The organism is Pseudomonas sp. MS15a(2019) (genome assembly GCF_013277805.1).
Lineage (GTDB): Bacteria > Pseudomonadota > Gammaproteobacteria > Pseudomonadales > Pseudomonadaceae > Chryseomonas > Chryseomonas benzopyrenica.
This window is the reverse complement of the sequence record NZ_VBTN01000014.1, coordinates 1-19890: the sequence shown is the minus strand read 5'-3', so window position 1 is coordinate 19890 and position 19890 is coordinate 1. Positions and strand designations below refer to the sequence as shown.

Here is a 19890-nt window from a genome sequence, read left to right as displayed (position 1 = left end):
CAATCGGGAAAAAGAGGCCAGTATGACCGCCACCGAAGACAAGTTCACCCGCGAGACGATCACCGCCGTCTGGCCCTGGAGCGACAACCTCTTCAGCCTGAGGACCACCCGCGACCCGCGCTATCGCTTTCGCGCCGGCCAATTCGCCCGGCTGGGCGTGCGCAAGGCCGATGGCGACATCGTCTGGCGCGCCTATTCCATGGTCTCGGCACCTCACGATGAATTCCTCGAATTCTTTTCCATCGTGGTGCCTGGCGGCGCCTTCACCAGCGAGCTGAGCCGCCTGCGCGAGGGCGACGAGCTGCTGGTGGAAAAGCAGCCCTATGGCTATCTCACCCTGGAGCGCTTCGGCGGCGGTCGGGATCTCTGGCTGCTGGCCACCGGCACGGGCCTGGCACCCTTCCTGTCCATGCTGCAGGAACCCGACACCTGGGAGCGCTTCGAACGCATCGTGCTGGTCTACAGCGTGCGCGCGGCCCGCGACCTGGCCTACCAGGACGTCATCAACGGCTACGGCCAGGTGGAGCACCTCGAAGGCCTCACCGACCGCCTGGTCTATGTCCCGGTGGTCACCCGCGAGGATCACCCCGGCGCCCTGCGCGGCCGCATCACCACCCTGATCGAGAACGGCGAGCTGGAACGCGCCGCCGGCGTCACGCTGTCGCCCGAGCACTCGCGGATCCTCATCTGCGGCAATCCCGAGATGGTCGACGACACCCGCCAGCTGCTCAAGACCCGCGATCTGCAGCTGGCCCTGAGTCGCCGACCCGGCCAGGTGGCGGTGGAAAACTACTGGTAACCGGGAAGTTATCCGGGCGTCTTTACGTTTTCTTCACAATTGGAAAAGGTTGGACCTTTAGCTTTGGCCCCGCCTTGCTCTAGGATCGGAATTTCCAAGGCTACCTTTCGAGTTCCGATGAGCAGTGACAGATCCGAGCCGCCCCCGGCCTCCTGGCCAGGCGCGGCCAACACCCCCTCCCGTTGTCTTTCCTCCGTGGCCGTCCGGCCCTCTCTTGCGGAGGCATACCGCTAATGGAATGGATCTCCGATCCCACCGCCTGGTTGGGGCTGCTGACCCTGATCGTCCTGGAAATCGTCCTGGGCATCGACAACCTCGTCTTCATCGCCATCCTCGCCGACAAGCTGCCTCCGGCGCAGCGTGACAAGGCACGGGTCATCGGCCTGTCGCTGGCGTTGATCATGCGTCTGGGCCTGCTGGCCAGCATCTCCTGGATGGTCACCCTCACCGAACCGCTGTTCGAGGTCTTCGGCAAGGCCTTCTCCGGTCGTGACCTCATCATGCTGTTCGGCGGCATCTTCCTGCTGTTCAAGGCCACCACCGAGCTGCACGAACGCATCGAGGGCCATACCCACAAGACCGGTGGCAGCCGGACCTACGCCGCCTTCTGGCCGGTGGTGGCGCAGATCGTGGTGCTCGACGCCGTGTTCTCGCTGGACGCCGTCATCACCGCCGTGGGCATGGTCGAGCACCTGAGCGTGATGATGATCGCCGTGATCATCTCCATCGGTCTGATGCTGGTGGCGAGCAAGCCGCTGACCGCCTTCGTCAACGCCCACCCCACGGTGATCATGCTGTGTCTGGGCTTCCTGATGATGATCGGTCTGAGCCTGACCGCCGAAGGCTTGGGCTTCCACATTCCCAAGGGCTATCTGTACGCCGCCATCGGCTTCTCGATCCTTATCGAGCTGGCCAACCAGGTGGTGCGCTGGAAGCGCAAGCGGCAGATGCACGAGCGGCTCGGCATGCGTGCGCGGACCTCCCAGGCCGTGTTGCGCCTGCTGGGTGGTCGTTTGCGCGAAGACGAGGTGGACGAGGACATCGCCGAACTGATGGAAGGCGAGAAGGGCGAAGGCCCGGTCTTCGATCGCCGTGAGCGCCTGATGATCAGTGGCGTGCTGCAATTGGGCGAACGCCCGGTGCGTACGGTGATGACCGCCCGCGCCGACGTCGACATCCTCGATGCCGACGCTCCGCCGGAACGACTGCATGAGCAACTGCTGGCCTCGGCTCACTCGCGGTTGCCGTTGGTGGTCAATGGCAACATCGACGAGCCCCTGGGCTATGTCCACAAGAAGGAGCTGTTCGCCGACATCCTCCAGGGCCAGTCACCGGACCTGCGCGCCCGGGTGCGCACCCCCATCCACCTGCCGGCCCAGGCCACGGTGCTAGGTGCCTTGGAACAGCTGCGCGCGGCCTCCACCCACGTGGCCTTCGTGGTCAACGAATTCGGTGGCTTCGAAGGCCTGCTGACCCTGACCGACATCCTCGAGGCCATTGCCGGCGAACTGCCGGATGCCAGCGAGGAGAGCCTGCCGGAGCTGGAAAGGGTGGAGAACGGCTATCGCGCCAGCGGCGGTCTGAATCTGCATCCCCTGGCCCAGCGCACCGGTTTCCAGATCACGGAAAACGACGACTACCAGACCCTGGGCGGCCTGGTGGTGGACCTGCTGGGCCGCCTGCCGGTGGCTGGTGATCGCCTGGAATACCAGGGCTGGCAGCTGACGGTGGAATCGGTCAAGGATCGACGGATCGGCTGGATCCGCCTGGAGCGACCCGCCTCCTAGCGAGGCGGGATCCAGCAGGTTTCTACTGCGGGGTGATCGGCGGTTCCTGTTTGACGACAGGGGCCGCGGTCGCCTGGCTGTTCTGCTCTTTCAGCAGGTCGCGGATCTCGGTCAGCAGCACCTGGTCCTTGGTCGGGCCAGAGGGCGCGGCATCCTGGTGCAGGCGCAGGCGGTTGAGCACCTTGATCGCCATGAAGATGGCGAAGGCGATGATCACGAAGTCGAAGATGGTCTGCAGGAACTTGCCGTAGGACATGACCACGGCCGGTTGGTCACCTATGGCAGCCCTCAGAGTGATGGCCAGCTGGGAGAAATCCACACCCCCCAGCAGCAACCCCAGCGGCGGTGTGATGATGTCGGCTACAAAGGACGACACGATCTTGCCGAAAGCCGCGCCCAGGATGATGCCGACCGCCAGGTCGACCACGTTGCCTCTCATGGCGAATTTCTTGAACTCGGCAATGATGCTCATGCTGCACTCCTTTGGATGGTTTCGAAGAGACGATAGACGATTGTGCTCGCTTCGCTCGGGTTTGGAACCTTGCTGACGGTCTCTAGGTTCCCCGCCAGCGTCAAATCGTCAGCGAATCGGCAGCTGGTCGTGGCTGTCGCACTTTGTCGAAAGGACCGGGTCCACCCTTGTACGACGAGAGCTGCGGCCCTCGCGACCTCTATCTCTCACCCCAAGGAGCCTCTGATGGTTGCCAAACACGACCTGCACAAAGACTTTCCCGAATACGCCGAGCAGCTGGACAGCCGTCCCCAGACCGATGCGGCCTTTGCCAAGCTGCTCGAAGACTACGCGAAGCTCGATCAGCAGATCCTCGATCTGGAAGAAGTGGAAGAGTCCAGCGGCGACGAGGAACTGGGGCGCCTGCGCCGCGAGCGTGTCCTGCTCAAGGACAAAATCGCTCAGCAGCTGAAATACCCGTCCTAGCTGTGTCGGGCTCGATCTGCAGGGTCGAGCCCCACCTTAGTGCGATTGGCAAGGGCCGCCGGCGTTGCCATCATGGCCTCCCAGGAGAGGAGCCGATGACCGACGAAGTGGCGATGTACCAGCAGTGGCACCTGTGGATCACCGAAGCGGCCGTGGACGCGCAACGCCGTCGCGTCCAACAGGAATTCGCCGAATACAGCCGACTTTTGGCCGACCTGCAACTGCTCGAACAGGAGCGTTGGCAACAGGCGTTGCCGGTCTGGATGCGTGGCGATGCGGCGATGATTTCGACGCTCAAGCACTAGTCCCAGAGCGGCTGGCCCGAGGGTAAACGCCAATGATGGCGCGCTGAACGACCAACGATGCCTGACGGTCAATGGGTTACCCCAGACGAGTTTCGTGGGGTGAGCGAGGTTTATCCGGCCTACCTGGCCCTCCCCAATGAGGATGTCCCCATGAAGCGTACCGCCCTGATCGCCCTGATGATGTTCGCCACCGCCCCCGTGTTCGCCAAGGATCTGTGCGCGGTGCAGTTGCAGAAGCTGGATGACGCCAGCAAGATGAAGACCAACATGATCGGCCCGGGCAGCTCCCAGGCCCAGCAGATCGCCGACTTCCGCAAGAACGCCATGGCCGCCCAGAAGGCCGGCGATGAGAAGAAGTGCATCGCCCAGGCCAACCAGGCCCTGACCATGCTGCGTCAGCCGGGTGGCGAGGGTAACTAAGGCTCAAGCCCGCTTTTGAGAGAGGCGCGCTCCCCCGGGATCGCGCCTTTTTACTGTCTATGCATCCAGTCGTGGTATGCTGGGAACCTTCCTTTCTCGACTGGAGAATTCCGCCATGGCCAAGGCCAAGCGTCTCTACGGCTGCACCGAATGCGGCGCCACCTTTCCTAAGTGGGCGGGTCAGTGCGGCGAGTGCGGTGCCTGGAACACCCTGGTGGAAACCGTCGTCGAGACCTCCGCCGTACCCTCCGGGCGCGCTGGCTGGGCCGGGGCGCAGGCGACCATCAAGACCCTGGCCGAGGTCAGCGTCGAGGAAACCCCGCGCTTCACCACCGATTCCACCGAACTCGACCGGGTGCTGGGTGGCGGCCTGGTGGACGGCTCCGTGGTGCTGATCGGCGGTGATCCTGGCATCGGCAAGTCCACCATCCTGCTGCAGACCCTCTGTCATCTGGCCGCGCGCATGCCGGCGCTCTATGTCACCGGCGAGGAATCCCAGCAACAGGTGGCCATGCGCGCCCGGCGCCTGGGTCTGCCGGAAGACAAGCTCAAGGTCATGACCGAGACCTGCATCGAGACCATCGTCGCCACCGCCCGCCAGGAAAAGCCGCGGGTCATGGTGATCGACTCCATCCAGACCATCTTCACCGAGCAACTGCAATCCGCCCCAGGTGGCGTGGCCCAGGTGCGCGAGAGCGCGGCCCTGCTGGTACGTTTCGCCAAGCAGACCGGTACCGCCATCTTTCTGGTTGGCCACGTCACCAAGGAAGGCGCCTTGGCCGGACCACGGGTGCTGGAGCACATGGTCGACACCGTACTCTATTTCGAGGGCGAATCGGACGGCCGTCTGCGCATGCTCAGAGCGGTGAAGAATCGCTTCGGCGCGGTCAACGAGCTGGGCGTGTTCGGCATGACCGATAAAGGCCTCAAGGAGGTTTCCAACCCTTCGGCGATCTTTCTCAATCGTGCCCAGGAGGCGGTGGCCGGCAGTGTGGTCATGGCGACCTGGGAGGGTTCGCGGCCCATGCTGGTGGAGGTGCAGGCGCTGGTGGACACCAGTCACCTGGCCAACCCGCGCCGGGTCACCGTGGGCCTGGACCAGAATCGCCTGGCCATGCTGCTGGCGGTGCTGCACCGCCACGGCAGCATCCCCACCTACGACCAGGACGTCTTCATCAACGTGGTCGGCGGGGTCAAGGTGCTGGAGACGGCGGTGGACCTGGCGCTGATGTCGGCGGTGATCTCCAGCCTGAGGGACCGCGCCCTGCCGCACGATCTGCTGGTGTTCGGCGAGATCGGCCTGTCCGGCGAAATCCGTCCGGTACCCAGTGGCCAGGAGCGTCTCAAGGAAGCGGCCAAGCACGGCTTCAAGCGCGCCATCGTGCCCAAGGGCAACGCGCCCAAGGATCCGCCGCCCGGTCTGCAGGTGGTGGCCGTGACTCGATTGGAGCAGGCACTGGATGCACTGTTCGAATAGCCTGGCGCGGCCTTTGTAATATTTTTTAAAACTCTCGGTGGGGCAGGGTGGTCTATCAGGCGCTTCCATGACCCTGGATACCCGCCATGTCTCGTCTGCTCCCGCTTTCCGTACTCTTTGCCAGCTTTGCTATCAGCACCCTGGTGCAGGCCGCCGATCCCAGCAGTTCCGCCCCGGCCAGCCTGGAGGTGGATCAGCTGGAATGGCAGCACGCCGACGAGGGTAGTGTCTTCAACTGGGATCTGGAAGGCTGGGCCCTTGGCGGTGGCGCCAATCGGCTGGATTTCCGCAGCCAGGGCGAACGCACCAATGGCCACACCGAGCAGGCCGAGGTGCAGGCCCTCTGGGGGCACGCGCTGGCCAAGGGCTGGGGCAGCGTGGCCGGCATTCGCCAGGATTTCAAACCCGGCTCGCCGCAGACCTGGGCCGCCCTGGGGATCCAGGAGCACGATCCCGAGGATCTCGACATCGAGATCACCGCTTTCCTTGGCGAGAACAACCAGACCGCCCTGCGCCTGGAGGCCGAATACGACTGGGCCCTGACCCAGCGGCTGATCCTGCAGCCCCACACCGAGCTCAATTTCTACGGTCGCAACGACGAGGCCCGCGGCCAGGGCGCCGGCTTCGCCGAAAGCGAAGCCGGGCTGCGCCTGAGATATCAGGTGACCCCGGAGGTGGCGCCCTATGTCGGGGTGTCCTGGAACGCCACCCACGGCAACACCGCTGCCATGGCGCGGGAAGAGGGCGAAGACACCCACGACGCCCGGCTGGTGGTGGGCTTGCATCTGGAGTTCTAAGCGCCGTTGGGCTTCGCTTTCGCTCAACCCAACCTACGAGGCTATCGATGCAGTAGGTTGGGTTGAGACGGCTCCACCGTCGAAGCCCAACAGCCAGGGTCGAATTCGCGCATCGTAGGCTTCGCTTTGGCTCGACCCACCTTGGCAAGGCCTCGCTCAGGGCGTACCCAACGCCGCCAACTCGCGCTCCAGCAGGGTCTCGTCGCCGAGGTTCAGCTCCACCAGCCGGCGCAGGTGGCTGATGGAGTCCAGGTCGATCTGGCGACAGGCGAAGGCCAGTTGCTCCGGGGTTTCCCGTACCAGCTCCACGCCCATGGTCACCTCGGTCTCGTCATTGAGCCGGATGCGCAACTCATAGGCCGCGCGTGACTGATTCGACCAATCGGCAGGTCGGGCCAGCAGCACGCCCTTGAGCGAGATGTCGTCCACGGGCGCCGCCCACTGGCGCTCACCCTGGTGCAACTGCGCAGGGGCATCGAAGGTGAAACGGGTAAAGCGGCGACGCTCGTTGGTGTCGTTCATGGAAGGTCTTCCTGAGGTTTCCTGATCACTGTAGACGACCGGGGCCGTCTCGTATCGACTACTCCTGGAAGGGTAGCCGGCGGTGACCGGCGGAGCCAGAAGGAGAGGGCTCATTGGTCGCCTGGGCGCGAGCAGCGGCCTGCTGGTCAGACGTTGGACGCACCTTCGGGGCGCCAGCCGTACTCGCGCGCATGGCGGACCAGATCGGCCGGCTTCTGGATGTCCAGCTTGCGGCGGATGCTCAGGCGATGGGTCTCCACCGTCCGCACGCTGAGCCCCAGCTGCTGCGCCATGGTCTTGTTGTTGAGGCCCTGGGCCATGAGCAACAACACCTGGCGTTCCCGGGGGGTGAGTTCCCCTTCGTGGGTCCCCCCTTCACCCAGGCGGGCCGCGATGGCGCTGCTGTAGAAGCGTCCGCCGACCGCCAGGGCTTCCACCGCGGCGATGATTTCCTCCGAGGGGGCATCCTTGAGTACATAGCCGGCCGCGCCCACCCGCAGCGAGGTACTGACGTATTCGCGATTGTCGTACATGCTCAGGATCAACACCCGGGCACGGGGTGCGCGTTCGGCGATCAGGGCAGTCAGCTCCAGGCCGTTGATGTCCTTGAGGCCGATGTCCACCAGCAGGATGTCCGGATCGAGACGCGCCAGCAGGTCGAGGGCTTCCGCGCCGCTGCCGGCCTCGCCGACCACCGCGAAGCGCTCGATGGTGCCCAGCAACGCTCGCACGCCGGCGCGGACCAGGGCATGGTCGTCGACCAGGAGGATGCGGATGGGCGTCATGTCGGGCTTTCCTCGTCGGCCGGGAGGTCCGAGCGTAGCAGAACCACGTCCAGGGTCGTGCCGCCGGGCCCGGACTGGATGGCGCAACGACCGCCGAACAGCTCCACCCGCTCGCGGATGTTACGCAGGCCGATGCCGCCGCTGAGGCGCTCCACCTGGCCGGTATCGAAGCCGCGGCCATCATCGTGCACGGTCAGGCAGATCCAGCGCCCGCGCCGCTGCAGGTCGATGACCACCCGCTGGGCCGCGGCATGGCGTTCGATGTTGGTCAGGGCCTCCTGGACGATACGGAACAGGGCGACGTCCATGTCGCCGCCGGCGGGACTGTCGTCGAGGGTCTGCCGATAGTCCACGTTCAGGCCGCTGCGCTGGCGGAACTCCTCCACCAGCTGGCCCAGGGCGGCAGGCAGGCCGAGGGTATCCAGCAGCGAAGGGTGCAGGTCGTGGGAGATGCGACGGATCTCGCCGATGGCCGCCGCCAGGCGCTGGGTGCCTTCGCGCAGGGTCTCGCCGGCGCTGGGCTTGCTCGCGCCGAGCTCGCGGCTGGCCAGCTCGAACTGGAATTTGATGGACACCAGCAACTGGCTGATGCCGTCGTGCAATTCCCGTGACAGTCGGGAGCGTTCCTCTTCCTGGGAGGTGATGAGCCTCTGGGTCAGCTGCTTGAGCTTGCGATCGGCCAGGCGATGTTCGCTGACGTTGAGCGTCAGTCCGCCGGCGAATACCAGCAGCACCGCCACCAGGGCCACCCCGGCGCTGGCCAACAGGGTCGTGCGGATGCCGGCGGCCACGTCGTGGCGGACCTGGGCGAGGGCGGCGTCCACGTCATCCAGATAGAGGCCGGTGCCCAGCACCCAACCCCAACGTTCTAGCTGGGTCACGTAGGCCAGCTTTTCCGCCATCTGCCCACTGGAAGGCTTCTGCCAGCCATAGCGCTGGAAGCCGTCGCCTTCGCGGGCGCTCTTGAGCAGCGCCTGGATCACCAGCAGGCCGTTGCCGTCGGTCAGTTGCCAGAGGTCGCGCCCGACCAATTCGGGCTGGCGTGGATGCATGAGGTTGCGGCCATGCTGGTCGTAGACGAAGAAGTAGCCGTCGCTGCCGAAATTCAGACTGGCCAGCAGCGCCAGTACCCTGGCCCGGGTTTCGTCGTCGTCGCGGCCGCTGCCATACAGGGGCTGGATGGCACTGACGCCCATCTCCACATAGTTGCGCAACTCGGTCTTCTTGCTGCCGAGGATGCTGTGTTCGAGCAGGCGCGCCTGCTGCTCGCCCAGGCGCTGGCTCTGTTCCAACACCACCAGGCAGACCGCTGCCACCGCCAGCAGGAGCGGCAGGAGGCCGAGGGCGACCATCTTGTATTTGAGTTGCATCGGCACCTGTCCGGACTGCCCGCTACGTAGAACTACGTAGCGGGCCTTGGGTAGTTCTGCGAATTTCGCTGTCGCGTCGAGCCGCCGATAGTAATATGGCTCCGCTGTGGGCTCTCACAATAACAAGTATCGCCGCGGTCACAGATGCGCGGCAGGAGAACAAGCATGACCCGAATGGCCAGCCATCTAGCCTGGTTCGCCGTTGCCGTACTGGGCGCCTTCGCGCTGGGTACCGTGGCGCTGAGTCGAGGCGAAGCGATCAACGCCCTCTGGATTGTGGTCGCCGCCGTGGCGATCTACCTCGTTGCCTACCGCTACTACAGCCTGTTCATCGCCACCAAGGTGATGGGCCTCGACGCCAGACGGGCCACGCCCGCCGTGCTCAACAACGACGGCCTGGACTACGTCCCCACCAACAAGCACATCCTCTTCGGCCATCACTTCGCCGCCATCGCCGGTGCCGGTCCGCTGGTCGGTCCCGTGCTCGCCGCCCAGATGGGCTATCTGCCCGGCACCCTCTGGCTGATCGCCGGGGTGGTCTTCGCCGGCGCGGTGCAGGACTTCATGATCTTGTTCCTCTCCACCCGCCGCAACGGTCGCTCCCTGGGCGACATGGTGCGCGAGGAAATGGGACGCATCCCTGGCACCATCGCCCTGTTCGGCTGCTTCCTGATCATGATCATCATCCTCGCGGTGCTGGCGCTGATCGTGGTCAAGGCCCTGGCCGAGAGCCCCTGGGGCATGTTCACGGTGATCGCCACCCTGCCGATCGCCATGTTCATGGGCGTCTACATGAGATACATCCGCCCCGGTCGCATCGGCGAGATCTCGCTGATCGGGGTGGTGCTGCTGCTGGCGTCCATCTGGGTGGGCGGCCTGGTCGCCGCCGATCCGGTCTGGGGTCCGGCCTTCACCTTCACCGGCGTGCAGATCACCTGGATGCTGATCGGCTACGGCTTCGTCGCCGCCGTGCTGCCGGTCTGGCTGGTGCTGGCTCCGCGTGACTACCTGTCCACCTTCCTCAAGATCGGCACCATCATCGCCCTGGCCATCGGCATCCTGGTGACCATGCCGATGCTCAAGATGCCGGCCCTGACCCAGTTCGTCGACGGCACCGGCCCGGTCTGGAAGGGCACCCTGTTCCCCTTCCTGTTCATCACCATCGCCTGTGGCGCGGTGTCCGGCTTCCATGCGCTGATCAGCTCGGGCACCACGCCCAAGCTGATCGCCAAGGAAACCCATGCCCGCTACATCGGCTACGGTGCCATGCTGATGGAGTCCTTCGTCGCCATCATGGCCATGGTCGCCGCCTCGGTGATCGAGCCGGGCGTCTACTTCGCCATGAACAGCCCGGCCGCCGTGGTCGGCGCCGACGTGGTGTCGGTGGCCGCCAAGATCAGCACCTGGGGCTTCGTGGTGACGCCCGAGATGCTGCAGGCCACCGCCACCGAGATCGGTGAGCACACCATCCTGGCCCGTGCCGGTGGTGCTCCCACCCTGGCGGTGGGCATCGCCCAGATCATGCACAACGTGCTGCCGGGCGAGAACACCATGGCCTTCTGGTACCACTTCGCCATCCTGTTCGAGGCGCTGTTCATCCTCACCGCGGTGGACGCCGGTACCCGCGCCGGACGCTTCATGCTGCAGGACCTGCTGGGCAGCTTCGTGCCGGCGCTGAAGAAGACCGACTCCTGGACCGCCAACGTCATCGGCACCGCCGGTTGCGTCGCCCTCTGGGGCTGGCTGCTGTATCAGGGCGTGGTCGATCCGCTGGGTGGCATCAACACCCTCTGGCCGCTGTTCGGTATCTCCAACCAGATGCTCGCCGGTATCGCCCTGATGCTGGGCTCGGTGGTGCTGATCAAGATGAAGCGCCAGCGCTATGTCTGGGTCACCCTGGTGCCGGCCGTCTGGCTGCTGATCTGCACCACCACCGCCAGCCTGATCAAGCTGTTCGATTCGAATCCGGCGGTCGGCTTCCTGGCCCTGGCCAAGAAGTACAGCACCGCCATGGCCCAGGGGCAGGTGATCGCCCCGGCCAAGAGCATGGAACAGATGCAGCACATCGTCTTCAACGCCTACACCAACGCCACCCTGTCGGTGCTGTTCCTGGTGGTGGTGATGAGCATCCTGTTCTTTTCCATCAAGGTCGGTCGCGCCGCACTGGCCAAGCCCGAGCGGACCGATCGCGAGACCCCCTTCCAGCCGGTAGCGGGCGCCTAAAGGAGAATCTTCATGTTCAATGACCTGGGTCGCATGGGCAAATACCTCGGGCAGGCCGCCAAGATGCTGGTGGGCATGCCCGACTACGACACCTATGTCGAGCACATGCGCGGCAAGCACCCGGACCAGCCGGTGATGAGCTACGAAGCCTTCTTCCGTGAGCGCCAGGAGGCGCGCTACGGTGGCGGCAAGTCGGGCGCCATCCGCTGCTGCTGACCCAGGATCACCCTAAGAACCTGTTCACGATCTGCTGCGCGTCGGCCAAACGGCGTTGAAAATGCCCTGGGTCGCCAGCCCGGTCGGAATGCTCATTTACCACTCGTAAACTCCGCTTCCTCAGCCATTTTCGCCTTGTTTGTCTCTAGCTCGCGAGATCGTGAGCAGGTTCTAAGGCCGGGCTCCAAGCCCGGCCTCTTTCTGTCTGGAGTTTCCATGCACGAACCCATCCCCGTCACCGTCCTGACCGGCTTTCTCGGCGCCGGCAAGACCACCCTGCTCAAGCACATCCTGCAAGCCGAGCATGGTCTCAAGATCGCCGTGATCGAAAACGAATTCAGCGCCCTGGACGTCGACGGCGAATTGCTCGAAGACGCCGGTGCCGTGCAACTGATGAAGGTGGCCAACGGCTGCGTCTGCTGCACCGGCAGCAAGGACCTGGCCTATGCCCTGACCGTGCTGCTGGAGCGGCTGGACAGCGGCGAGCTGGACTTCGAGCGCCTGGTTGTGGAATGCACGGGCCTGGCCGATCCCGGTCCGGTGGCCCAGACCTTCTTTACCGACGACCTCCTGCGCGAGCGTTATCTGCTCGATGGGGTGCTGACCCTGGTGGACGCCGTCCACGCCAGCGAGCAGCTGAGCGATCCGCTGCTGCAGGCGCAGATCGGTTTCGCCGATCGCCTGCTGCTGACCAAGCTCGACCTGGCCGAACCGGCGGCCGTCGAGGCGCTGGAGAATCGCCTGCAACGCATCAATCGTCGCGCGCCGATTCGCCATGTCGACCACGGCCGCATCGAGCTGGCGGAGTTGCTGGACATCCGCGGCTTCAACCTGCACGACGAAGACCTGGCGCCACCGACGCTGTTCCGCCCGCTGCGGCCGGTGTCGGAAGCGGTCAGCCTTACCGAGCGCATCCAGTCCATCGCCATCCGCGAGTCCCGGCCCTTCGACCAGGCCAAGATCAGCAGCGTGATGGAGATGCTGCTCGATACCCTCGGCTGTGACCTACTGCGCTACAAGGGTCTGCTGAATATCGCCGGCGAGGACCGCCGCCTGCTGTTCCAGGGCGTGCAGCAGATCTATGCCGCCGACTGGGAGCGTGACTGGCTCCCAGGCGAAGAGCGCGAAAGTCGTGTGGTGCTGATCGGCATGGACCTGCCGGAAGACCGCATCCGCGCCGCCTTCGAGCGGGCGGTGGCCAAGGCCTGAGGCCTAGTCCGCGACCTGGCCGGTGCGACTGGCCAGCCGCTCCAAGGCGGCCTTGAGCTTGGGGTCGCGGATCCCGGCCGCGACTTCACGCAGGCTGTCGGCGCCCACCTGGCTGACCTGGCGCACCGGCCGGGCGCGGGTGGCGACGCCAGGACTCGGCTGCATCTTGAACTGCAGACGCGTCAGGCCAACGAACTCCGGCGCCTGTTGCAGCAGCCGGAGCAGACGGCGCTGTTGATAGCGCAGCCGCGTCGCCCAGTGGGCGTCGTTGACCACTAGTAGCAGCGTGCCCTCGCGCCAGCTGGCCACCCGACAATGGGGGCGGGCAGCGGGTTGCAGCTGCTCTTCCAACAATTGTTGCAGCCGACCCAGTCGCTCGGCCTCGCGAAACAGCGCCTTGAGCGGTTTGGCCTGGCGCAGCAGGGCAGCGGGAGCGACGGCGTTGAGCGGACGAAAGGCCATGCGCAGGACTCGCGATGGGCGAAGAGAGGACGCCGATGGTAACAGATCGCTCTGGCGTCCTGGCGGCCAGGGGCCCGTCGTTCTTTCCTCATCGGCATTTCCGAGTAGAATGCCCGATTACCATTGCGGGACACCGCGGGTTTCAACCCCCGCGCCCAGGCGTCTGGCCAGGCTCTGCAGAGGCCTTGCCGCCCGTTTCGCTCCCCTCATTCCAGCGGAAGAATTCCAGTCGATATGTTTGCGCCTTTGTTGAAGAAATTCTTTGGAAGCAAGAACGAACGAGATGTCAAACGCCTAGGCAAGGTCGTGGTGGCCACCAATGCGTTGGAATCCCAGATTGCCTCCCTGAGCGACGAGCAACTGCGCGCCAAGACCGAGGAATTCAAGCAGCGTGTGGCCAAGGGCGAGTCCCTCGATGCCCTGATGCCGGAAGCCTTCGCGGTGGTCCGCGAGGCGGGCAAGCGCGTTATGGGCATGCGTCACTTCGACGTCCAGCTGATCGGCGGCGCCGCGCTGCACGAAGGCAAGATCGCCGAGATGCGTACCGGTGAGGGCAAGACCCTGGTGGGCACCCTGCCGGTCTATCTCAACGCGCTGTCCGGCAAGGGCGTCCACGTGGTCACGGTGAACGACTACCTGGCCCGCCGCGACGCCAACTGGATGCGGCCGCTGTACGAATTCCTCGGCCTGTCGGTGGGCATCATCCTGCCGTTCCAGCCGCCGGAAGAGAAACGCGCCGCCTATGCCTCGGACATCACCTACGGCACCAACAACGAATTCGGCTTCGACTATCTGCGCGACAACATGGCTTTCAGCATGGCCGAGAAGTACCAGCGCGAGCTGAACTTCGCGGTGGTCGACGAGGTGGACTCCATCCTCATCGACGAAGCCCGGACTCCGCTGATCATCTCCGGCCAGGCCGAAGACAGCTCCGAGCTCTATCAGAAGATCAACCTGCTGATCCCGCGTCTGCAGCAGCACATCGAGGAAGAGGAAGGCAATCCGACCCAGGTCGGCCACTACACCATCGATGAAAAGACCCGCCAGGTGGAGATCACCGAACTGGGTCACCAGTACATCGAGGAGATGCTCACCGAAGTCGGGCTGCTGGCCGAGGGCGAGAGCCTCTATTCGGCGCACAACCTGGGCCTCTTGACCCACGTGTTCGCCGGTCTGCGCGCCCATACCCTGTTCCATCGCAACGTCGAGTACATCGTCCAGCAGGACCAGGTACTGCTGATCGACGAGCACACCGGCCGGACCATGCCGGGTCGCCGTCTTTCCGAAGGCCTGCACCAGGCCATCGAGGCCAAGGAAGGACTGCCGATCCAGCCCGAGAGCCAGACCCTGGCCTCGACCACCTTCCAGAACTACTTCCGCCTCTACAACAAGCTCGGTGGCATGACCGGTACCGCCGACACCGAGGCCTTCGAGTTCCGCCAGATCTACAACCTCGACGTGCTGGTGATCCCGACCCACCGCGAGGTCGCCCGTAAGGACTTCAACGACCTGGTCTACCTGACCCAGGCCGAGAAGTACCAGGCCATCATCGAGGACGTAAAGCAGTGCCAGGCCGAAGGCCGTCCGGTGCTGGTGGGTACCGCCTCCATCGAGAGCTCCGAGTACGTCGACCAGCTGCTGACCCAGGCCGGCATTGAGCACAAGGTGCTCAATGCCAAGTACCACGAGCGCGAAGCCGAGATCATCGCCCAGGCCGGTCGTCCGGGCGCCGTGACCATCGCCACCAACATGGCCGGTCGCGGTACCGACATCCTGCTCGGCGGTAACTGGGAAGTCGAAGTCGCGGCCCTGGAGAATCCCACCGAGGAGCAGATCGCCGCGATCAAGGCCGCCTGGCAGGCGCGCCACAAGCAGGTCATCGACGCCGGGGGCCTGCATGTGATCGCCTCCGAGCGCCACGAATCCCGCCGGATCGACAATCAGCTGCGCGGTCGTGCCGGTCGCCAGGGCGACCCGGGCTCCAGCCGTTTCTACCTGTCGCTGGAAGACAGCCTGATGCGCATCTTCGCCTCCGACCGGGTGAAGAACTTCATGAAGGCTCTGGGCATGCAGGGCGGCGAGGCCATCGAGCACCGCATGGTCACCAACGCCATCGAAAAGGCCCAGCGCAAGGTCGAAGGCCGCAACTTCGACATCCGCAAGCAGCTGCTGGAATACGATGACGTAGCCAACGAGCAGCGCAAGGTGATCTATCACATGCGCGACACCCTGCTGGCCAACGAAGACGTCGGCGACACCATCAAGGGCTTCCGCGAGGAAACCCTGACCCAGGTGATCAACGAGCACATCCCGCCGCAGTCGTTGCCCGAGCAGTGGGACGTGCCCGGCTTGGAAGCGGAGATCTACAGCGTCTTCGGCCTGCAACTGCCCATCGGTCAGTGGCTGGACGAGGATGACAAGCTGTACGAGGACACCCTGCGGGTGAAGATCCTCGAGCAGCTCGAAGCCGCCTACCTGGAAAAGGAAGACATGGCCGGTCGCGAGGCCCTGCGCAACTTCGAGAAGCAGATGCTGCTGCGGGTGGTCGACGACCTCTGGAAGGACCACCTCACCACCATGGACCACCTGCGCCACGGTATCCATCTGCGCGGCTACGCCCAGAAGAACCCCAAGCAGGAATACAAGCGCGAGTCCTTCACCCTGTTCCAGGAGCTGCTGGAAAGCATCAAGCGCGACACCATCCGCGTGCTGTCCCACGTCCAGGTGCGCCGCGAGGATCCGGTCGAGGAAGAGGAGCGCATGCGCCGCGAGGCCGAAGCCCTGGCCGAGCGTATGCAGTTCCAGCACGCCGAGGCGCCTTCGCTGGTCGACCCCGAGGTGCTCGAGGACGAGCAGGGCGAGGACACCGTGGTGCCCTTGCAGCCCCAGCGCAACGACCAGAAGATCGGTCGCAACGAGCCGTGCCCCTGCGGTTCCGGCAAGAAGTACAAGCAGTGCCACGGCAAGCTCGACTGAGACCTGCCCAGGCAGCCGCGGCGACGGCAACCGGTCGGCATAGCCGCCGACAGGTTGTAAACTCCACCCGCTAGGCTGTCTGCGCCCCTTGCCCAGGCTGGGCGAGGCGGGCGCTGGAAGGCTGATTTCCACGCCGCGACCGGTTTTCCGCTCGCGGCGTTTCCTTTTCTTTCACTGGAGTTTTCCCATGGCTGTCGGTCTCGGTCCGCTCTCCACGCTGCACCCGGTTCCCGGTTTCGAACTCGGTATCGCCTCTGCCGGCATCAAGCGTCCCGGGCGCAAGGATGTGGTGGTGATGCGCTGTGCCGAAGGCTCCAGCGTGGCCGGGGTCTTTACCCTGAACGCCTTCTGCGCGGCGCCGGTCATCATTGCCCGCCAGCGCTTCGCTGGCCCCGTCCGCTACCTGCTGACCAACACCGGCAATGCCAATGCCGGTACCGGCCAGCCGGGCCTGGCCGCGGCCGAGCGCACCACCAAGACCCTGGCGACTCTGGCCAGCGTCGGCGAGGAAGCGGTGCTGCCGTTCTCCACCGGCGTGATCGGCGAGCCGTTGCCGGTGGAAAAGATCGAAGCTGCGCTGCCGGCCGCCCTGGCCGACCTGGCCGAAGACAACTGGGCCGCCGCCGCCACCGGCATCATGACCACCGACACCCTGCCCAAGGGCGCCAGCCGCCAGTTCCAGGTGGACGGCACCACCGTTACCGTGACCGGTATCAGCAAGGGCGCCGGCATGATCAAGCCGAACATGGCGACCATGCTGGGCTACGTGGCCACCGACGCCAAGGTCGCTCGGGGCCTGCTGCAGGACCTGCTGGCCGATGCCACCAATCGCTCCTTCAACCGCATTACCATCGATGGCGACACCTCCACCAACGACTGCTGCATGCTGGTTGCCACCGGCCAGGCGGCCATGGCGGAAATCGCCCAGCCCAGCGGTGCGGCCTTCGAGCAGCTGCGCGAGGCGGTGTTCGCAGTGTTCGCCGAACTGGCCCAGGCCATCGTGCGTGACGGCGAGGGTGCCACCAAGTTCGTCACCGTACAGGTCAATGGCGGTGGCAATGCCCAGGAGTGCCTGGACGTCGGCTACGCCGTGGCCCATTCGCCGCTGATCAAGACCGCGCTGTTCGCCTCCGATCCCAACTGGGGCCGCATCCTCGCCGCCGTTGGCCGGGCCGGCGTGCCTCAGCTGGACGTCAGCCTGATCGACGTCTTCCTTGGCGGCGTGCAGATCTGCCAGCAGGGCGGTCGCGCGGCCACCTATACGGAAGAGCAGGGCGCGCGGGTCATGGCCCAGGCCGAGATCGAGATCCGCATCGAGCTGGGTCGCGGCAGCCACAGCGAGACCATCTGGACCACCGACCTGTCCCACGACTATGTGAAGATAAACGCCGAGTACCGTACCTGACGGCTATCCGACGCCTGGGCGTCCGCACCGACGGGCGCCTGCGGCGGTCCTCGCGGGCCGCATCGTTTCGAGGAATCCCCGCATGTCCCAGTTGCAACTCGTGATCGGCAACAAGAACTTCTCCTCCTGGTCGCTACGCGCCTGGCTGGCCATGGAGCTCAGCGGCGCTGCCTTTGAAGAGGTGGCGATTCCGCTCTATACCCCCAACAGCCGCGCCTTGCTCAAGGCCCAGTCACCGACCGGCAAGGTGCCGGTGCTCAAACTGGCCGAGGGCACCATCTGGGATTCCCTGGCCATCGTCGAGTATCTCGCCGAGGCCTATCCCGATGCCGGGCTGTGGCCGACGGACACCCTGGCCCGCGCCCATGCCCGGGCGCTGTGCGCCGAGATGCACAGTGGCTTCCTGGCCCTGCGCCGCGAGCTGCCCATGGACCTGCGTCGCCGCCAGCGGCTGAAGTCGACCACCGCCGAGGCGGTGGAAGACATCCAGCGCATCCAGCGCCTGTGGCGCGAATGCCGCGAGCGCTATGGCCAGCAAGGCCCTTATCTGTTCGGTACGCCGACCATCGCCGATGCCTTCTATGCCCCGGTCGCCAGCCGCTTCCGCAGCTACGGGGTGGAACTGTCGGCCGAGGCGGCCGCCTATGTCGAAACCATCTACGCCTGGCCGGCCTTCCAGCGCTGGTTGGCGGAGGCTGAAACGGAGGAGCAGAGCGCATGACTCGTCTGCATGTGGTTGCCGCGGTGATTCGCGATCCCCAGGGGCAGATCCTTATCGCCCAGCGTCCGGCGCACAAGCACCAGGGCGGACTCTGGGAATTTCCGGGGGGCAAGGTCGAGGCCGGTGAGGCCCCGGCCGTAGCGCTCGAACGCGAGCTGGCCGAGGAGCTGGGCATCAGGGCGACTGCGGCCCGCCCGCTGTTGCAGGTCCGCCACGACTATCCCGACCAGGCGGTGCTGCTGGACGTCTGGCAGGTGGACGCCTTCACCGGGAAGGCCCACGGCGCCGAGGGCCAGCCCTTGACCTGGGTCGCCCCGCGCGCGCTGCTCGACTATGACTTTCCCGCAGCCAACCGACCCATCGTCCAGGCGGCGCGGCTGCCAGACCGCTATCTCATCACCCCCGGCGAGCTGACCACCGCGGAGTTGCTCAACGGCCTGCATCGAGCGCTGGACAGCGGCATCCGCCTGGTCCAGCTGCGCACGCCGGACAACTTCGATCCCCAGTACCGCGACTTGGCCGGCGACGTCCAGGGGCTCTGCACCGGCCGCGCCCAGCTGATGCTCAAGGGCCCGCTGGAGTGGCTGGGCGACTTCCCCGCGGCCGGCTGGCACCTGACCGCCGAGCAGTTGCGTCGCTATGCGCCCAATGGGCGACCCTTTCCGGAACAGCGCCTGCTGGCGGCCTCCTGCCACGACGCCGAAGAACTGGCCCTGGCTCAGCAGATGGGGGTGGATTTCGTCACTCTGTCGCCGGTGATGCCCACCGCCAGCCACCCCGGCGCCCCGACCCTGGGCTGGGTCAAGGCCCAGCAACTGCTGGCCGACTGCAACCTGCCGGCCTATCTGCTGGGAGGGCTGGGCGATGCCGACCTCACCGGCGCCTGGCAGGCCGGCGCCCAGGGCGTGGCGGCGATCCGCGCGTTCTGGCCTACACCGGCGTAGGTTGGCGCTGAGCGCAGCGAAGCCCAACAGGGATGCACCGGGCTCGTGCCTGTTGGGTTTCGACGATGGAGCCGTCTCAACCCAACCTACGACTCCTGACGTAGGTTGGCGCTGAGCGCAGCGAAGCCCAACATGAATGGTCCGTGCTCGTGACTGTGGGGCTTAGACGATGAAACCGTCTCAACCCAACCTGCGGTTCCTGACGTAGGTTGGCGCTGAGCGCAGCGAAGCCCAACAGGGGTGCACCGTGCTCGTGCCTGTTGGGCTTCGACGATGGAGCCGTCTCAACCCAACCTACGGTTCCTGACGTAGGTTGGCGCTGAGCGCAGCGAAGCCTAACAGGGAGGCACTGTGCTCGTGCCTGTTGGGCTTCGACGATGGAGCCGTCTCAACCCAACCTTGTATCTCTCCCGGGTAATGGGATTAGCTACCTCATTACCCGGAGCCGGCTAAGCACCTGCCCAACCTGAGCACTCGATGCTGTGTCGTAGAGTGTGTCTGCCGGCTCCCTTTCTCCACATCCTGAATGGTGAGC

Annotated in this window: 19 protein-coding genes; 14 read left to right on the top strand and 5 right to left on the bottom strand. The window is 65.3% G+C overall.

Annotation, left to right across the window (positions count from 1 at the left end):
* The first annotated feature begins 22 nt into the window (after nucleotides 1-22).
* Both FEZ61_RS20085 and FEZ61_RS20080 read left to right on the top strand, forming a co-directional pair.
* Entirely contained in the window at nucleotides 23-799 is a 777-nt protein-coding gene (locus FEZ61_RS20085) for a ferredoxin--NADP reductase (protein WP_173150188.1), read from the top strand.
* A gap of 233 nt (nucleotides 800-1032) precedes the next feature.
* Nucleotides 1033-2586 (top strand): TerC family protein, encoded by a 1554-nt coding sequence (locus tag FEZ61_RS20080; protein WP_017639091.1) that lies wholly within the window; start codon nucleotides 1033-1035, stop codon nucleotides 2584-2586.
* Between the two features lie 22 nt (nucleotides 2587-2608).
* Here the strand turns inward: FEZ61_RS20080 and mscL are convergent, their stop codons facing one another.
* The gene (gene mscL / locus FEZ61_RS20075; protein WP_017639092.1) at nucleotides 2609-3058 is read right to left on the bottom strand and encodes a large-conductance mechanosensitive channel protein MscL; all 450 of its coding nucleotides are present in this window, start codon (nucleotides 3056-3058) and stop codon (nucleotides 2609-2611) included.
* A gap of 225 nt (nucleotides 3059-3283) precedes the next feature.
* Between mscL and FEZ61_RS20070 the strand changes: the two genes are divergently transcribed.
* The 5 genes from FEZ61_RS20070 (at nucleotide 3284) to FEZ61_RS20050 (ending at nucleotide 6522) form a co-directional block, all read left to right on the top strand.
* On the top strand, nucleotides 3284-3523 hold the full coding sequence (locus FEZ61_RS20070; protein WP_007162691.1) for a DUF465 domain-containing protein: 240 nt from the start codon (nucleotides 3284-3286) through the stop codon (nucleotides 3521-3523).
* Nucleotides 3524-3618: 95 nt separating this feature from the next.
* The gene (locus tag FEZ61_RS20065) at nucleotides 3619-3828 is read left to right on the top strand and encodes a hypothetical protein (RefSeq protein ID WP_017639093.1); all 210 of its coding nucleotides are present in this window, start codon (nucleotides 3619-3621) and stop codon (nucleotides 3826-3828) included.
* A gap of 150 nt (nucleotides 3829-3978) precedes the next feature.
* On the top strand, nucleotides 3979-4248 hold the full coding sequence (locus FEZ61_RS20060; RefSeq protein ID WP_017639094.1) for a hypothetical protein: 270 nt from the start codon (nucleotides 3979-3981) through the stop codon (nucleotides 4246-4248).
* Nucleotides 4249-4363: 115 nt separating this feature from the next.
* Entirely contained in the window at nucleotides 4364-5725 is a 1362-nt protein-coding gene (radA, locus tag FEZ61_RS20055) for a DNA repair protein RadA (protein WP_017639095.1), read from the top strand.
* Nucleotides 5726-5811: 86 nt separating this feature from the next.
* Nucleotides 5812-6522 (top strand): copper resistance protein B, encoded by a 711-nt coding sequence (locus tag FEZ61_RS20050; protein ID WP_017639096.1) that lies wholly within the window; start codon nucleotides 5812-5814, stop codon nucleotides 6520-6522.
* 156 nt (nucleotides 6523-6678) lie between these two features.
* On the opposite strand, the gene FEZ61_RS20045 is transcribed toward FEZ61_RS20050, so the two are convergent.
* From FEZ61_RS20045 to FEZ61_RS20035, 3 genes are all read right to left on the bottom strand, one after another.
* Nucleotides 6679-7044 (bottom strand): PilZ domain-containing protein, encoded by a 366-nt coding sequence (locus FEZ61_RS20045; protein ID WP_017639097.1) that lies wholly within the window; start codon nucleotides 7042-7044, stop codon nucleotides 6679-6681.
* A gap of 146 nt (nucleotides 7045-7190) precedes the next feature.
* Complete coding sequence (locus FEZ61_RS20040; protein ID WP_064307514.1) at nucleotides 7191-7829, bottom strand: response regulator transcription factor; 639 nt, start codon at nucleotides 7827-7829, stop codon at nucleotides 7191-7193.
* Entirely contained in the window at nucleotides 7826-9199 is a 1374-nt protein-coding gene (locus tag FEZ61_RS20035) for a cache domain-containing protein (protein WP_017639099.1), read from the bottom strand. The genes FEZ61_RS20040 and FEZ61_RS20035 overlap by 4 nt, the downstream gene beginning before the upstream one ends.
* A 165-nt stretch (nucleotides 9200-9364) precedes the next feature.
* Between FEZ61_RS20035 and FEZ61_RS20030 the strand changes: the two genes are divergently transcribed.
* The 3 genes from FEZ61_RS20030 (at nucleotide 9365) to yjiA (ending at nucleotide 12847) form a co-directional block, all read left to right on the top strand.
* Nucleotides 9365-11422, top strand: coding sequence for a carbon starvation CstA family protein (locus tag FEZ61_RS20030; protein WP_026083612.1), 2058 nt, complete (start codon nucleotides 9365-9367; stop codon nucleotides 11420-11422).
* A 12-nt stretch (nucleotides 11423-11434) separates the two neighbouring features.
* Entirely contained in the window at nucleotides 11435-11638 is a 204-nt protein-coding gene (locus FEZ61_RS20025; protein ID WP_007162682.1) for a YbdD/YjiX family protein, read from the top strand.
* A 216-nt stretch (nucleotides 11639-11854) separates the two neighbouring features.
* Nucleotides 11855-12847: a GTPase gene (gene yjiA / locus FEZ61_RS20020; RefSeq protein WP_068382949.1), complete on the top strand. Its 993-nt coding sequence runs from the start codon at nucleotides 11855-11857 to the stop codon at nucleotides 12845-12847.
* 3 nt (nucleotides 12848-12850) lie between these two features.
* Here the strand turns inward: yjiA and FEZ61_RS20015 are convergent, their stop codons facing one another.
* Entirely contained in the window at nucleotides 12851-13309 is a 459-nt protein-coding gene (locus FEZ61_RS20015) for a DciA family protein (protein WP_017639102.1), read from the bottom strand.
* Between the two features lie 234 nt (nucleotides 13310-13543).
* On the opposite strand from FEZ61_RS20015, the gene secA reads away from it, so the two are divergent.
* The 4 genes from secA (at nucleotide 13544) to FEZ61_RS19995 (ending at nucleotide 19355) form a co-directional block, all read left to right on the top strand.
* Nucleotides 13544-16285 (top strand): preprotein translocase subunit SecA, encoded by a 2742-nt coding sequence (gene secA, locus FEZ61_RS20010; RefSeq protein WP_017639103.1) that lies wholly within the window; start codon nucleotides 13544-13546, stop codon nucleotides 16283-16285.
* A 187-nt stretch (nucleotides 16286-16472) separates the two neighbouring features.
* On the top strand, nucleotides 16473-17690 hold the full coding sequence (gene argJ / locus FEZ61_RS20005; RefSeq protein ID WP_068382952.1) for a bifunctional glutamate N-acetyltransferase/amino-acid acetyltransferase ArgJ: 1218 nt from the start codon (nucleotides 16473-16475) through the stop codon (nucleotides 17688-17690).
* An 82-nt stretch (nucleotides 17691-17772) separates the two neighbouring features.
* Nucleotides 17773-18411 carry a glutathione S-transferase family protein gene (locus FEZ61_RS20000; protein WP_068382955.1) on the top strand — a complete coding sequence of 213 codons (639 nt, stop codon included), beginning with the start codon at nucleotides 17773-17775 and terminating at the stop codon, nucleotides 18409-18411.
* Nucleotides 18408-19355 carry a Nudix family hydrolase gene (locus tag FEZ61_RS19995; protein WP_173150186.1) on the top strand — a complete coding sequence of 316 codons (948 nt, stop codon included), beginning with the start codon at nucleotides 18408-18410 and terminating at the stop codon, nucleotides 19353-19355. Before FEZ61_RS20000 ends, FEZ61_RS19995 begins: the two co-directional genes overlap by 4 nt.
* The last annotated feature ends 535 nt before the right edge of the window (nucleotides 19356-19890 follow it).